14 protein-coding genes are annotated in these 13878 nt (G+C 72.6%); 3 read left to right on the top strand and 11 right to left on the bottom strand.

The features are described from left to right. Positions 1-10: 10 nt before the first annotated feature. Complete coding sequence (locus ACYQ0U_RS08860; RefSeq protein WP_459971752.1) at positions 11-898, top strand: 1,4-dihydroxy-2-naphthoate polyprenyltransferase; 888 nt, start codon at positions 11-13, stop codon at positions 896-898. 138 nt (positions 899-1036) lie between these two features. Here the strand turns inward: ACYQ0U_RS08860 and ACYQ0U_RS08855 are convergent, their stop codons facing one another. After that, the gene (locus ACYQ0U_RS08855; RefSeq protein ID WP_459971750.1) at positions 1037-1297 is read right to left on the bottom strand and encodes a DUF4229 domain-containing protein; all 261 of its coding nucleotides are present in this window, start codon (positions 1295-1297) and stop codon (positions 1037-1039) included. A 44-nt stretch (positions 1298-1341) separates the two neighbouring features. On the opposite strand from ACYQ0U_RS08855, the gene ACYQ0U_RS08850 reads away from it, so the two are divergent. Further along, positions 1342-1551 carry a hypothetical protein gene (locus ACYQ0U_RS08850; protein ID WP_459971746.1) on the top strand — a complete coding sequence of 70 codons (210 nt, stop codon included), beginning with the start codon at positions 1342-1344 and terminating at the stop codon, positions 1549-1551. 119 nt (positions 1552-1670) lie between these two features. Here ACYQ0U_RS08850 and ccsB read toward each other — a convergent pair whose 3' ends face one another. The 6 genes from ccsB to hemL are packed head-to-tail and all read right to left on the bottom strand — an operon-like array spanning position 1671 to position 7562. After that, positions 1671-2648 carry a c-type cytochrome biogenesis protein CcsB gene (ccsB, locus tag ACYQ0U_RS08845; RefSeq protein ID WP_459971867.1) on the bottom strand — a complete coding sequence of 326 codons (978 nt, stop codon included), beginning with the start codon at positions 2646-2648 and terminating at the stop codon, positions 1671-1673. A 5-nt stretch (positions 2649-2653) separates the two neighbouring features. Then, positions 2654-4249, bottom strand: a complete 1596-nt coding sequence (gene resB / locus ACYQ0U_RS08840; RefSeq protein ID WP_459971744.1) for a cytochrome c biogenesis protein ResB — start codon at positions 4247-4249, stop codon at positions 2654-2656. Continuing rightward, on the bottom strand, positions 4246-5007 hold the full coding sequence (locus tag ACYQ0U_RS08835) for a cytochrome c biogenesis CcdA family protein (protein WP_459971741.1): 762 nt from the start codon (positions 5005-5007) through the stop codon (positions 4246-4248). Before ACYQ0U_RS08835 ends, resB begins: the two co-directional genes overlap by 4 nt. Beyond that, positions 5000-5566, bottom strand: a complete 567-nt coding sequence (locus tag ACYQ0U_RS08830; protein WP_459971738.1) for a TlpA family protein disulfide reductase — start codon at positions 5564-5566, stop codon at positions 5000-5002. The genes ACYQ0U_RS08835 and ACYQ0U_RS08830 overlap by 8 nt, the downstream gene beginning before the upstream one ends. A gap of 2 nt (positions 5567-5568) precedes the next feature. Further along, the gene (locus ACYQ0U_RS08825) at positions 5569-6249 is read right to left on the bottom strand and encodes a histidine phosphatase family protein (protein ID WP_459971736.1); all 681 of its coding nucleotides are present in this window, start codon (positions 6247-6249) and stop codon (positions 5569-5571) included. Beyond that, on the bottom strand, positions 6246-7562 hold the full coding sequence (gene hemL, locus ACYQ0U_RS08820; protein ID WP_459971734.1) for a glutamate-1-semialdehyde 2,1-aminomutase: 1317 nt from the start codon (positions 7560-7562) through the stop codon (positions 6246-6248). Before hemL ends, ACYQ0U_RS08825 begins: the two co-directional genes overlap by 4 nt. Positions 7563-7807: 245 nt before the next feature. On the opposite strand from hemL, the gene ACYQ0U_RS08815 reads away from it, so the two are divergent. Continuing rightward, positions 7808-8989: a lytic transglycosylase domain-containing protein gene (locus ACYQ0U_RS08815; protein WP_459971732.1), complete on the top strand. Its 1182-nt coding sequence runs from the start codon at positions 7808-7810 to the stop codon at positions 8987-8989. A 40-nt stretch (positions 8990-9029) separates the two neighbouring features. Here the strand turns inward: ACYQ0U_RS08815 and hemB are convergent, their stop codons facing one another. Genes hemB through ACYQ0U_RS08795 form a run of 4 tightly spaced genes read right to left on the bottom strand, consistent with a single transcriptional unit; the run spans position 9030 to position 13862 of the window. After that, complete coding sequence (hemB, locus tag ACYQ0U_RS08810) at positions 9030-10025, bottom strand: porphobilinogen synthase (protein WP_459971730.1); 996 nt, start codon at positions 10023-10025, stop codon at positions 9030-9032. Beyond that, positions 10022-11638 carry a bifunctional uroporphyrinogen-III C-methyltransferase/uroporphyrinogen-III synthase gene (locus ACYQ0U_RS08805; protein WP_459971728.1) on the bottom strand — a complete coding sequence of 539 codons (1617 nt, stop codon included), beginning with the start codon at positions 11636-11638 and terminating at the stop codon, positions 10022-10024. The genes hemB and ACYQ0U_RS08805 overlap by 4 nt, the downstream gene beginning before the upstream one ends. Beyond that, entirely contained in the window at positions 11635-12576 is a 942-nt protein-coding gene (gene hemC, locus ACYQ0U_RS08800) for a hydroxymethylbilane synthase (RefSeq protein ID WP_459971725.1), read from the bottom strand. The genes ACYQ0U_RS08805 and hemC overlap by 4 nt, the downstream gene beginning before the upstream one ends. Further along, on the bottom strand, positions 12573-13862 hold the full coding sequence (locus tag ACYQ0U_RS08795; protein ID WP_459971722.1) for a glutamyl-tRNA reductase: 1290 nt from the start codon (positions 13860-13862) through the stop codon (positions 12573-12575). The genes hemC and ACYQ0U_RS08795 overlap by 4 nt, the downstream gene beginning before the upstream one ends. Positions 13863-13878: the final 16 nt, after the last annotated feature.

Below are 13878 nucleotides of genomic sequence, written 5' to 3'. Positions count from 1 at the left end.
ATCTCCGGTCGTGGCAACCACCCATCCTCGGCCCGCACAGTGGCTCGCCGGCGCCCGGCCCCGGACCCTCCCCGCAGCGGTGTCCCCGGTGCTCGCCGGCACCGGTGTGGCGGCGTACGTCGACGCCGTCGTCTGGTGGAAGGCGCTGCTCGCGCTGGTGGTGTCGCTGGCGCTCCAGGTCGCCGTGAACTACGCCAACGACTACTCCGACGGCATCCGCGGCACCGACGCCGACCGGGTCGGCCCGATGCGCCTCGTGGGCTCGGGTGCGGCCACGCCGGGCGCGGTGAAGCGCGCCGCGTTCCTGGCCTTCGGCGTCGCGGGGGTCGCCGGCATCGTGCTCGCGGCGACCACCGCGTGGTGGCTCGTGCTCGTCGGCCTGGTGTCCGCGGTCGCCGCCTGGTTCTACACCGGCGGCTCGAAGCCCTACGGCTACCTGGGCCTCGGCGAGGTCATGGTGTTCGTGTTCTTCGGGCTCGTCGCCGTCGTCGGTACGACCTACGTGCAGACCGAGACCTGGGAGTGGGCCGCCCTGTACGCCGCCGTCGGCGTCGGCGCGCTCGCCTGCGCGATCCTGGTCGCCAACAACCTGCGCGACATCCCCACCGACACCGTCGCCGGGAAGCGGACCCTGGCGGTGCAGCTCGGCGACCGCCGTACCCGCGTCCTCTACGCGGCGCTCGTCGTCCTCGCCGCCGCCGCGGTCGTCGCGGTCGCGGTCGTCACGTCCTGGTGCGCGCTGATCGGCCTCGGCTTCCTCGCGCTCGCGCTGCCCGCCACCCGCACGGTGCTCTCCGGCGCGGTCGGCCCCGCGCTCGTCCCGGTCCTCCAGGAGACCGGCCTGGCCGAGCTGCTCTGGGCGGTCCTCGTCGCCGCGGCGCTGGTCGTCTGCCGCTGAGGGCTGCAGCGCTGCTGCCGATTCATCACGGTAGGTGGTCGAGTCCGCGCTTCCCGTGGCATACCCACCGCGGGGAGTGTTGGTTCACCTGCCTACCGTGATGAGTCGGCCGGCACCCCCAGCTCGGAGAACCGAGGACTAGTCCCGGTCCTCCTTGGACTTCATCTCCTCCATCCTCGAGGTCATCCGCTCGGCGCGGAGCTGCACCCGCCGGGCCAGCCGCTCGCGCGGGATGCCGAGGAGGAAGTAGGAGCCGACGCCGCTTATCACCAGCGCGATGACGAGCGCGTACAGGACCGGCACCTCGTCGGCGACGAGGAACCACAACCCGACGACGATCCCGAAGGACGCGAGGAACAGCAGCAGTCGCAAGGCGGTGTAGATCCAGAACTCCTTCACGGAACTCAGGGTAGGCGTGACCACCCGGTGCCTACTCTGGAGGGGTGCTGAAGTTCCTCCTGGTCGTGATCCTGATCGCGGTCGCCGTCTACCTGGTCACGCGCGCGATCCAGCGGCGCGGCATCGCACCTGCCCCACCCCGCCGGCCGGCGCCGAAGCAGCAGCCGCCGCGCGTCATCGGCCCCGACGACGACCCCGACTTCCTCCGCGACCTCGACCGCAAGCGCAAGCACCCGGAGGACCCGGAGGCCTAGCCCGCGTCGTCGAGTTGGGCCCTGCTCACCCCCGAGTCGGGCCTAACTCCCGCAGCCCCGGGAGCTTCGCCCCACTCAGTGGGCACTTTCGCCCAACTCAACGGCGAGGGGGGCCCAACTCAACGGTGGGTCTGGACGGTCACCAGCTCGGGGGCGCCGCCGGCGTACGAGTGCTGGCTCGACGTCGAGAAGTAGTTGATCCCGATGAAGTTGAACCACAGCGTCCCCATGCCGATGAGGGCGAGGATGGCGGCGTTGCGGCCCTTCCAGCCGGCCGTCGTGCGGGCGTGGAGGTAGGCCGCGTAGACGACCCAGGTGATGAACGCCCAGACCTCCTTGGGGTCCCAGCTCCAGTACGACGACCAGGCCTGGTGCGCCCAGATCGGGCCGGTGATGAGCACCGCGAAGGTCCACACCGGGAAGCCGAAGGCGTGCAGCCGGTAGGACACCCGGTCGAGCACCTCGGGCTTGGGCAGCCGGGCGACGTAGCCGGTCGTCGTGTCGGGCTTGCGCGACTTCACCAGGTAGAGCGCGGAGGTGATGCCGCCGAGGGTGAACGCGCCGGTGGCGATGATCGCCGAGACCACGTGGATCACCAGCCAGTACGACGACAGCGCCTCGGTCAGCGGCGCGACCGGCGAGTACAGCCAGATCACGGCGACCATGAGGACGCTCAGCACGAAGGCGACGACGATCGGCGCCATCCACGCGAGCTTGAGCCGGCGGTACAGCGCGACGTACAGGAACGCGACCACCCAGGTGCCGGCGAGCGTGAACTCGTACATGTTGCCCCAGGGCACCCGGTTCGGGTCCGCGGCCATGCCCCGCGCGACCAGCGCGACGAGATGGATGACGCCGGCGAGGCAGATGAGCAGGTAGCCGAGCCGGCCCAGGAAGTCGGTCCGGCGTACCGCCCGCTCCTCGGCGTTCTCCGGGCCGGTGGCCACCACGACGTTGCCGGCCGCGACCGTGGCCGAGGCGGCGGCCGCCGGGACGTGGCGCAGCGACGCCCACTCGACGAGGTGGGCCAGCAGGGCGAGGAAGTAGACCGTGCCCGCGGCCGCGACGGACCAGTTGCTCAGGCTCTCCCACTGCATGTCGGTCACGACTTGTCCTCTCGTTGCTGCGGCGGCTGCTGCAGGGCGGCCACGACCTGGTCGACGACGGCGGAGACGTCGCCGCCACCGGACCGGTCGAGCGCGGCCACCTCGACCAGTGTGCCGTCCCCGTCCCGACGGGCACGAACCCAGATGCGGCGGGGGCGGATGAACAGCGACCCCAGCAGGCCGATCAGCGCGAGCACGACGCCCGCCAGCGCGATCCACTTGCCGGGTGTCTGGCTGATCTGGATCTTGTTCCAGCGCTCGAGCCCGTCGAAGGACACCGAGCCCAGGTCGTTCGGCAGGTCGACGGACTCACCGGGCCGCAGGTCGATGCGGTACGGCGTCCCGTTCTTCTTCGTCAGCATGTTCACCGACGACTTGTCGAGGGAGTAGACCGACTGCGGCTGGTCCATGTTGAGGTCACCGGTGTAGACGAGCAGCGAGACCATCGGGTCGACGTCCTTGCCCAGCAGCGAGTAGTAGCTGCCGGTCTGCCGGGAGAACGCGACGGTCGGGTAGAACTCGCCCTCGAGCCCGATCTGGGTCGGCTCGGCCGACGGCGCCTTGACCACGCCCACGGACTGGAACGACTGGTCGAGCGGCAGGAAGACCGTCGGACCGCTCTTCACCTTCTCGCCGGAGGCATCGCGGATGGTGATGATCGGCGCGTAGCCGTGGCCGATGAGGAAGACGTCGGTGTCGCCGATGGTCAGCGGGTGGTTGACCTTGAGGTCGTACTCCTGCGGCTCGGCGTCGGGCGCCTCGCGGTAGAGCAGGTGGGAGACGAAGCCCCGCGCCATGCCGGCGCGCGGGCCGTCGGTCAGCCAGTCGACCTCGAAGTCGTCGATCTGGAAGGAGAACGGCTCCATCTCGTCGGCGCCGAACAGGCTGCCGGGGTCGAAGTCGTCGTACTGCGTGAGGTTGTTCGCGAAGCCGTACTCGTCGCCGACGAGCAGGATCACGCCGCCCTTGTAGCCGAACAGCCCACCGATGGCGAAGCCGACCAGGACCACCAGCACCGACAGGTGGAAGACCAGGTTGCCGGCCTCGCGCAGGTAGCCGCGCTCCGCGGAGACGGCCCCCCCGTCCGGGGAGTCGGCGACGAGCAGCCGGTAGCGACGGCGCTTGAGCACCGCCCGCGCGCGCTCGAGCACGGCCTCGGGCGCCTCCGCGGTCGTGTACGTCGCGTGCTCGGGCAGCCGGGTCAGGTGGCGCGGCGCCGCGGGCGGCTGGGCGCGCAGGCCGCGCCAGTAGTGGAAGGTCCGCGGCACGATGCAGCCGATCAGCGAGACCATCAGCAGGATGTAGATCGCCGAGAACCACGGCGAGTCGTAGACCGAGAACAGCCCGAGCCGCTCGTAGATCGGCGTGAGCTTCGGGTGGTCGCCCTGCCAGTTCGACGTCTCCAGGGCGTCGACCCCCTCCTGCGGGATGATCGACCCCGGGATCGCGGCGAGCGCGAGCAGGAGCAGCAGGATGAGCGCCGTGCGCATCGAGGTGAGCTGGCGCCAGGTCCACCGGAGGAGCTCACGGAGGGTGAGCTCGCCGGGCCGGCGGTCGTCCTCGGGCGGACGCGTGGAGAGCGAGGTCGTCATATCGCGGTCTCCGTCCCGAGGATGAGGTGCACCTGGAGCCAGGTGACCGCCTCGGCCCACCAGCCGGTGAGCAGCAGGATGCCGACGCCGACCAGCATCAGCCCGCCGGCGCGCATGACCGCGACCTGGTGGCGGCGCACCCAACTGAGCGCCGAGAGCGCCTTCTCATAGGCCAGGCCGGCCACGATGAACGGCAGGCCCAGGCCGAGCGCGTAGACCGCGGACAGGAAGGCGCCGCGCGCGGCGGTGCCCTCGGTCAGCGCGAGGAAGCTGATCGCCGCGAGGGTCGGGCCGATGCACGGCGTCCAGCCGAGGCCGAAGAGGAAGCCCAGGACGGGCGCGGCGCCGAGGCCGACCGCGGGGACCTTGTGCACCCGCCACTCCCGGTTCAGGCCGGGGAGCCAGCCGGCGAACGCGAGCCCGAGCAGGATCGTCACGATCCCGAGCACGATCGCGAGCTCACGGTCCCAGCGGACCAGCCAGGAGCCGAGCGCGCCGGTGGCGGTCCCGAGGATCACGAAGACCGTGGCGAAGCCGGCGACGAACAGCAGGGAGCCGAGGAACATCCGGCCGCGCCGCGTGCCGGCGACACCGTTCGCGAGGTCGGCGCCCGAGAGCCCGGTCGCGTAGGAGAGGTAGCCGGGCAGCAGCGGGATCACGCACGGGGAGAAGAACGACACCAGGCCCGCGACCAGGGCGACGGGCACAGCGAGGAGGAGGGAGCCGGAGTACGCCGTCTCCTGGAACCACTCAGCCATCGGTGGTTCCGGACACGTCCTCGACCAGGTCGACGAGCGTCTGCGTGGACGGCAGCTTGCCGATGATGCTGGCCGCGATCCGGCCCTCGTCGTCGAGCACCACGAAGGCCGGGATCGTGCGCGGGCCGAGCGTGCCCGGGAACGCCAGCATGGCCTGGCCGTCGGGCGAGTAGAACGACGGGTACGGCACGTCGTACTTGCGCTCGAAGGCCAGCGCCTCCGCGGTCGAGGCGTCGCGCAGGTTGACGCCGACGAAGTGGGCGATGCCGTCGAGCTGCTTCGCCGCGGCGACGACGTCGGGCGCCTCGGCCACGCACGGGCCGCACCACGAGCCCCAGACCGTGACGACGGTCGGCTTGCCGCGCAGGTCGGCGAGGTCGAGCGGCTCGCCGTCGAGGTCCTCGCCGCTCAGCTCGATCGGGCCGCCCCGGTCGGCCGCCTGCACGACGTGCACGGTGCCGTCGCCGCTGACGAACCCCTTGTCGCCGGTGCCCTCGAGCGAGGTGCAGCCGGTCAGGAGGAGCGTCGCGGCGACCATCGCACCCAGGATGTTCCGCATGGTCAGGGCCGCTTCTCCTCGGGCGCGCCACCGGCCGAGAACGGCGCCGTGCGGTCCTTGACCGGGATCAGGTCGCCGGCGGGCTCGGAGTAGCTCACCTGGGTGATCCGGTCACCGACGAAGTGCAGCGAGGTCAGGGAGCACAGCGTGCACTGACGGCTGCGCGGGTGGTGCAGCTGGTGGCGTCCCTCGACGTGCAGGCGCGTGGTCCAGATCGGCAGCTGGTGCGACACGATCACGGCCTCGTGGCCCTCCGCGGCCTCGCGGGCGTCGCGCACCGCGGCCATCATGCGGGCGATGATCTCGCGGCTCGGCTCGCCCCACGAGGGACGGAACGGGTTCCAGAGGTGGCGCCACAGTCGCGGGCGCTTGACGATCGTCATCGCGCCCTCGCTGAAGTTGATGCCCTCGAACTTGTTGGTGGACTCGATCACCCGGTCGTCGGTGACGATCTCCAGGCCACGGGCATCGGCCAGCGGCCGGGCGGTCTCCTGCGCGCGCTCGAGCGGCGAGACCCGCAGATGGGTGATGTCGCGGTCCTTGATCGTCTCCGCGACCTTCTCGGCCATCTGGGTGCCGAGCTCGGAGAGGTGGAACCCGTCGCGGCGGCCGTAGAGGACCCCCGCCGGGTTGTGGACCTCGCCGTGGCGCAGCAGGTGGACGATCGTGTCGGGAGTGGTCACGCGCTCTCCTGGGCGGCAGCCGCGGCACGCGCGGCGTGGGGCAGGGCATCGAGCACCGTCTGCACGGCGCGCTCGTCGTGGGCGGAGGACAGGAACCACGCCTCGTACGCCGACGGCGGCAGGTAGACGCCGCGGTCGAGCATCGCGTGGAAGTAGGCGCCGTAGGCGCGCTGGTCCGTGGTCGAGGCGTCCTCGAAGTCGCGGACGGGCCGGTCGGTGAGGAAGATCGAGAACATCGTGCCGGTCGCCTGCACGACGTGCGCGACGCCGGCCTTGCTGAGCTCGTCGGACGCGGCGGTCTTGATCGTGTCGGCGGCCGCGTTGACGTGGGCGTAGACGTCATCGGTCGCGAGCCGGAGGGTGGTGAGGCCGGCGGTGGTGGCGATCGGGTTCCCCGAGAGCGTGCCGGCCTGGTAGACCGGGCCCTCGGGAGCCAGGTGGCCCATCACGTCGGCGCGGCCGCCGAAGGCCGCGGCCGGGAAGCCGCCGCCCATGACCTTGCCGAAGGTGACCAGGTCCGGGCGCCAGCCCTCCCCCGCGCCGTCGAGGCCCCACTGGCCCAGGCGGGAGGCGCGGAAGCCGGTCATGACCTCGTCGCTGACGAACAGCGCGCCGTGCCTGCGGCACGTCTCGGCCAGGAACCGGTTGAAGCCCGGCTCGGGCGGGACGACGCCCATGTTGCCCGGCGCGGCCTCGGTGATGAGGCAGGCGATCCGGTCGCCGTGCTCGGCGAAGGCCGTCTCGACGGCGGCGCGGTCGTTGTAGGGCAGCACGAGGGTCAGCGCGGTGGACGACTCCGGCACGCCCGGCGTACCCGGCAGCGCGAACGTCGCCAGGCCGCTGCCGGCCGAGGCGAGCAGCGCGTCGACGTGACCGTGGTAGCAGCCGGCGAACTTCACCACGACCTCGCGGCCGGTGAACCCGCGGGCCAGCCGGATGGCCGACATGGTGGCCTCGGTGCCGGAGGAGACGAAGCGGACCTTCTCGACCGGCGCGCGGGCGACGATCTCCTCGGCCAGCTCGACCTCGGGCTCGGTCGGGGTGCCGTAGGACGTACCGCGGGCGACCGCTGCCGCGACCGCGGCCTGCACCTCGGGGTGCGCATGGCCGAGCAGCATCGGTCCCCACGAGCAGATGAGGTCGACGTACTCGTTGCCGTCGACGTCGGTCAGCCACGCGCCCGAGGCGGAACGGATGAAGCGCGGGGTGCCGCCGACGGCGTTGAAGGCCCGCACCGGGGAGTTCACGCCACCCGGGGTCACCGTGCGGGCACGCTCGAAGAGCGCGCGGGAGCGGTCGGGGGCTGCGGGCACCGGCCCATTGTCCCCGAGAGACCCAACCGGCCGTCGCCGAGGGGGCGCGTCGGCTTGACGGACGTGGCGCAGGCCACCGTGGAACAGGTTTCACCGTCATGGAGACGGGTATCCAACGTCTCGTGAACGGCGGCCCCAGACACCGAGCGCAGAAACCCCGTAACCCGTGGGTAACTTTCTCGTTGGACCGGGCACAGCGTGACGAGGGACACGCGTTCGTTGCTGGACAAGGGAGCGTTGCGGAGATGTCGAAGACCCGATTCGGACGTGGCCAGAAGGCCATGGCGATCGTCCCCCTGGCGGTGCTGAGCGCCGCCTGGACCGCGAGCATCGCCGGCGCAGGGGCCAGCAGTGCGAGCGCGGACTCCGACCCCGTGCACCGTCTCCCCGACGGCACCGCCGTCCCCACTGAGGCCATCGAGGCCCCCGCCAGCGTCTCCGCCTCCGGCGGCGTCGCCCCCGGCGTCGGCGGCCAGACGGCCCGGGCCATCGCCACCGCGTCGACCAGCGGCATCCCGGCGGCCGCCCTGGCCGCCTACCAGCGCGCCGAGTCCGTCATCAACGCCGCCGACAAGTCCTGCAACCTGTCCTGGCAGCTGGTCGCGGCGATCGGCCGCGTGGAGTCCGATCACGGCCGCACCAACGGCAACAGCCTCGACGCCGACGGCGTCGCGCAGCCGGGCATCTACGGCATCGCGCTCGACGGCTCCAACGGCACCATGCGCATCACCGACACCGACGCCGGCCAGTACGACGACGACGCGAAGTACGACCGCGCGATCGGCCCCATGCAGTTCATCCCCTCGACCTGGTCGGTCGTCGGGGTCGACGCCGACGGCGACGGCGAGCGTAACCCCCAGGACATCGACGACGCGGCGCTCGCGACCGCGGTCTACCTCTGCTCGGGCGACGACGACCTCTCCTCGGTCTCCGGCCAGCGCGCCTCGGTCTACCGCTACAACCACAGCTCGTCCTACGTCGACCTGGTGATGTCGATCTACAACGCCTACCTCGAGGGCGAGTTCACCTCGGTCCCGAACGGCACCACGTCCGCCGGCTACCTCCTGCCGAGCGAACCGGCGCCGCAGCAGCACGGCGGGACGAAGCCCCCGAAGCACCCCAACCCGGGTGGCAACGCCGGCACCGACGACGGCGCCGAGCAGCCCGACGCGCAGCCCGACGAGCCGCCGGCCGAGGAGCCCACCCCGCCCTCGAACCCGGGCGGTGATGGCAGCACCGTCGGCGGCGGCCACGGCCTCCCGGTCCCGACGCTGCCCCCGCTCCCCTCGACCTCGGTCGAGCCCGTCGACGAGCTGCTCACGCACGCCCAAGCGGTCGCGCAGTGCACGCTCGAGGGCTACGTCGACAACATCCTGCGCGACGACGACCCGTTCGACCGCTGCGTGGACGACTACACGCGCCGCTGATCGGTCCTGCCGGGGTTTCGGCTGCCGGCAGCCGAGACCCTCAGCGCGCGAGCAGGCGAGCGGCCTCGGCCGCCCAGTAGGTGAGGACGACGTCCGCACCCGCGCGCCGGATCGAGAGCAGCGTCTCGAGGATGGCCGGTTCGCGGTCGATCCAGCCGTTAGCGGCGGCGGCCTCGAGCATGGCGTACTCGCCGGAGACGTTGTACGCCGCGACCGGCACGTCGACGGCGTCGCGGACCTGCCGCAGCACGTCGAGGTAGCCCAGGGCCGGCTTGACCATCACCAGGTCGGCGCCCTGCTCGACGTCGAGCAGCGCCTCCCGGACGCCCTCCAGGGCGTTGGCGGGGTCCTGCTGGTAGGTGCGGCGGTCGCCCTGGAGCGAGGAGTCGACGGCCTCGCGGAACGGGCCGAAGAAGGCGGAGGCGTACTTCGCGGAGTAGGCCAGCACCGAGACGTCGCTGAACCCGGCGTCGTCGAGCGCGGCCCGGACCACGGCGACCTGGCCGTCCATCATCCCGCTGGGACCGACCATGTGAACGCCGGCCCGGGCCTGCGCGACCGCCATGTCGGCGTACGCCGCCAGCGTGCGGTCGTTGTCGACCCGGCCGTCCGGCGTCAGCACGCCGCAGTGGCCGTGCGCGGTGAACTCGTCGAGGCACAGGTCGCTCATCACCGTGAGCGCGTCGCCGACCTCGCCGACGACGTCGGCGATGCCGACGTTGAGGATGCCGCGCGGGTCGCACGCGCCGGATCCGAGCTCGTCCTTGGACTCCGGGATCCCGAAGAGCATGATCCCGCCGAGCCCGAGCTCGGCCGCCTCGGCGGCGGCCGCCTTGAGCGAGTCGCGCGAGTGCTGGACGACGCCCGGCATCGAGCCGATCGGCTGCGGCTCGGTGAGCCCCTCACGGACGAACACCGGCAGCACCAGCTGCCGGGCCTCGACCGACGTCTCGGCGACCATCCGCCGCAGCGCCGGAGTGGTCCGCAGGCGCCGCGGACGGATGGTCGGACCGAGATCGCCGGGCGACGTGGTCATCGGGAGGTGCTGGCCTTCCGGCGGGCCGACGGCTTGCGGTCCGACGGCTTCGTGACCGGCTGGCCGGCCTCGACCATGGCGATCCGGCGCGCGGCGCCGAAGTCGGCGAGCGCGTCGACCAGGGCCTCGACGTCCGGCTTGGGCGACAGCACGTCGACCCGCAGGCCGTGCTCCTCGGCGGTCTTCGCGGTGGCGGGGCCGATCACGGCGATGATCGTCGCCGGGTGCGGCTTGCCGGCGATGCCGACCAGGTTGCGCACGGTCGAGGACGACGTGAACACGACCGCGTCGAACTTGCCGGTCTTGATCGCGTCGCGGGTCGGGGCCGGCGGCGGCGCGGCCCGGACGGTGCGGTACGCCGTGACGTCGTCGCACTCCCAGCCGAGGTCGATCAGGCCGGCGACGAGGTTCTCGGTCGCGATGTCGGCGCGGGGCAGGAAGACCCGGTTGATCGGGTCGAGCATCTCGTCGTACTCGGGCCAGTCCTCGAGCAGGCCGGCGGCGGACTGCTCGCCGGAGGGCACCAGGTCGGCGCGCAGGCCCCAGTCGGCGATCGCCTGGGCGGTCTTGTCGCCGACCGCGGCGATCTTCAGGCCGGAGAACGCGCGGGCGTCGAGGCCGTACTCCTCGAACTTCTCGCGGACGGCGCGGACGGCGTTGACCGAGGTGAACGCGATCCACTCGTAGCGGCCCTCGACCAGGCCGCGGACGGCCTTGTCCATCTGCTGCGGGTTGCGCGGCGGCTCGACCGAGATCGTCGGGACCTCGTCCGGGACGGCGCCGTAGGTGCGCAGGCGCGTCGACACCGAGCCGGCCTGGTCCTTGGTGCGCGGCACCAGGACACGCCAGCCGAACAGCGGCTTGGTCTCGAACCACGACAGCGTCTCGCGCAGGTCGACCACGTCTCCGACGACCGTGACGGCCGGCGGCGCCATCCGGGCGGCGCGCGCGTCGGCGGCGATCCGCTCGAGCGTGGAGGCGACCGTGGTCTGCTCCGTGGTGGTGCCGACCCGGGTCATCGCGACCGGGGTGGTGGCGGGCCGGCCGGCCGCGACCAGCGCCTTGGCGATGTCACCGATCTGGCCGACGGCCGAGAGCAGGACGAGCGTGCGCTTGTCGGCGTACTGGCTCCAGTCGACCTTGTCGCCGCAGGTGACGACGGCGACCTCGCGGTGGTCCTTGGTCGTCAGCGGGATGCCGGCGTACGCCGGGACCGCGCTCACCGAGGAGACGCCGGGGACGATCTCGAAGCCGATGCCCGCCTTGACGCAGGCCTGCGCCTCTTCGGGGCCCGAGGCGTAGAGGAACGGGTCGCCGGACATCAGGCGGACGACGCGGACACCGCGCTTGGCCTGCTTGACGACGACCTTGGCGCGGGCGGCGTGGGTCAGCGGCTGGCCGTCCTCGCCGAAGCCGCCGTCGACGAGCTCCGGGCCGCCCTCGGTCGCGCCGCAGACGGCGTGCACCAGGTCCGCGTGCTCGGGGAGCTCGGTGATCACGACCTCGGCCTGGCTGATCAGGTCGACGGCGCGGACCGTGAGCAGGTCCGGGTCGCCGGGACCGCTGCCGACGAACGACACCCGGCCCGGGGTGATGGTCTTGCCTCGCGTCATGCGTTGTGCCTCTTGTCCGTTTCCATCGTGAGATCTGCTGCCCCGTCGGCGAGCATCTCCTTGGCCAGCCGGGTCCCGACGCCGACCGCGTCGGCGAGGACCCCGGTGGCCGACATCCGTACGGCGAGCGCCCCGTCGAGCGACAGGGCCACGGCCCGCACCCAGAGCTCCTCGCCCTCCTCGCCCTCGACGACCTCCGCCAGCGCCCCGATCGGGGCCGAGCAGCCGCCCTCGAGGGTGGCGAGGACCGCGCGCTCCGCCTCGACGGCCGCCCTCGCGTGCGGGTCGTCCAGCGTCACGAGCTCCCCGAGGAGCTCGTCGTCGGCACGGCACTCGACCGCCAGCGCACCCTGCCCGGGGGCGGGGAGGACCTGCAGCGGGTCGAGCACCTCGGTCGCCTCGTCGAGGCGACCGATGCGGGCCAGCCCGGCCCGCGCGAGCACGACGGCGTCGTACTCACCGGAGCGGACCTTGCCGATCCGGGTGTCGACGTTCCCACGAACGCCGACGACGTCCAAACCGAGGCCGAGCGCGTGCAGCTGGGCCGCGCGCCGCGGCGAGCCGGTGCCGACGCGGCTGCCGACCGGCAGCTCGCCGAGCGTCAGGCCGTCGCGGGCGACCACGACGTCGCGCGGGTCCTCGCGGCCCGGGATCGCGGCCAGCGCGATGCCCTCGGCCGGGTAGGTCGGAAGGTCCTTGAGCGAGTGGACGGCGACGTCGACGCGGCCGTCGCGCAGCGCGTCGCGCAGCGCGTTCACGAACACACCGGTCGACGACGCCCCCGCGAGCGGGGTGCCGGCGGCCTGGCTGCGGTCGCCCTCGGTGGCGATCTCGACCAGCTCGACGTCGTGGCCGAGGCGCTCGGCGATCAGCTCGCCGACCAGCCCGGACTGGGTGGTGGCGAGGACCGAGGCGCGGGTGCCGATCCGGATGGTCATGACACCTCCGGTCGGGTCACGGCGTCGACGGCGTCGGGGTCGAGCGCGAACAGCTCGGCCAGCGCGGCGGCGTAGGACACCGCACCGGTCTCGTTGGCGAGCTCCTTGACCCGGACGGTCGGCTGGTGGAGCAGCTTGTCGGCGACCCGGCGCACCGTGTGCAGCACCTCGGCGCGGGTGGCGTCGTCGAGGTCGGGGAGGCGGCCCGCGAGCCGCTCCATCTCGGCGTCGACGACCGAGGTGGCCATCGAGCGCAGTGCGACGACGGTCGGGGTGACGCTGGCCTGGCGGCGGGCGGCGAGGAACGCCGCGACCTCCTGGCTGACGATCCGGCGGACCTCGAGCACCTCGCGGCCGGCATCGGAGTCGCGCAGTTCCTCGGCGAGCTCGGCGAGGTTGATCAGCGTGACGCCGGGCAGCTCGGCGACGCTCGGGTCGACGTCGTGCGGGAGCGCGAGGTCGATGATCGAGAGCGTGCGGCCGCCGGCGACGGCGGACTCGACCATCTCGCGGGTCACGACGACGCCGGTGGAGCCGGTGCAGGAGAGGACGACGTCGGCGACGGCGAGCTCGGCCTCGACGTCGGCGAGGGCGGCCGCGCGGGCGCCGTACTCGCCCGCCAGGCGGTCGGCGTTGCCGGCCGTCCGGTTGGCGACCGTGACGCTGGCCGCGCCGCGGCGGGCGACGGTGGCGGTGGCCAGGCCGGCCATCGCGCCCGCGCCGAGCACCAGGACGCGCTTGCCGGCCACGTCGCCGACGGCGTGGTGGCTGCGGTCGAGCGCGGCGGTCACGAGCGACGGCGCCGCGCGGTCGATGTCCGTCTCGGCGCGGGCGCGCTTGCCGACCCGGAGGGCCTGCTGGAACAGCACGTTGAGGGCCGGGCCGGCGGTGCCGGTCTCCTGGCCGGTGCTGAGCGCGTCCCGGGTCTGGCCGAGGATCTGGCCCTCGCCGAGCGCCATCGAGTCCAGACCGGCGACGACCTGGAAGAGGTGGGAGACCGCGCCGTCGTCGTAGTGGACGTAGAGGTGCGGCAGCATCGCCTCGGTGGACTCGCCGGCGCGCTCGACGAGCAGCCGCGAGACCTCCTCGACCGAGCCGTGGAAGCGGTCGACGTCGGCGTAGATCTCCAGCCGGTTGCACGTCGCGATGACCGTCGCCTCGGTGACGTGCTCGCAGGCGGCGACGTCGTCGATCAGCTTGCGCACGCCGTCGTTGTCGAGCGCGACCCGCTCGAGCAGCGAGACCGGGGCGGACTTGTGGGAGATGCCCACGACCAGAACACTCATGCCCGTACTCGCTTCG

This window comes from Nocardioides pyridinolyticus (genome assembly GCF_054653575.1).
The sequence above is the reverse complement of the archived record's forward strand: the minus strand, read 5'-3'. Positions and strand labels throughout refer to the sequence as shown.

Excerpts from the sequence above, each read along its gene's own strand:
- ACYQ0U_RS08805 (WP_459971728.1), bottom strand. The coding sequence starts at position 11,638 with ATGACGCGAGGCAAGACCATCACCCCGGGCCGGGTGTCGTTCGTCGGC.
- ACYQ0U_RS08795 (WP_459971722.1), bottom strand. The coding sequence starts at position 13,862 with ATGAGTGTTCTGGTCGTGGGCATCTCCCACAAGTCCGCCCCGGTCTCG.
- ACYQ0U_RS08830 (WP_459971738.1), bottom strand. The coding sequence starts at position 5,566 with ATGCGGAACATCCTGGGTGCGATGGTCGCCGCGACGCTCCTCCTGACC.
- hemC (WP_459971725.1), bottom strand. The coding sequence starts at position 12,576 with ATGACCATCCGGATCGGCACCCGCGCCTCGGTCCTCGCCACCACCCAG.
- resB (WP_459971744.1), bottom strand. The coding sequence starts at position 4,249 with ATGACGACCTCGCTCTCCACGCGTCCGCCCGAGGACGACCGCCGGCCC.
- ccsB (WP_459971867.1), bottom strand. The coding sequence starts at position 2,648 with ATGCAGTGGGAGAGCCTGAGCAACTGGTCCGTCGCGGCCGCGGGCACG.
- ACYQ0U_RS08835 (WP_459971741.1), bottom strand. The coding sequence starts at position 5,007 with ATGGCTGAGTGGTTCCAGGAGACGGCGTACTCCGGCTCCCTCCTCCTC.
- ACYQ0U_RS08815 (WP_459971732.1), top strand. The coding sequence starts at position 7,808 with ATGTCGAAGACCCGATTCGGACGTGGCCAGAAGGCCATGGCGATCGTC.
- hemB (WP_459971730.1), bottom strand. The coding sequence starts at position 10,025 with ATGACCACGTCGCCCGGCGATCTCGGTCCGACCATCCGTCCGCGGCGC.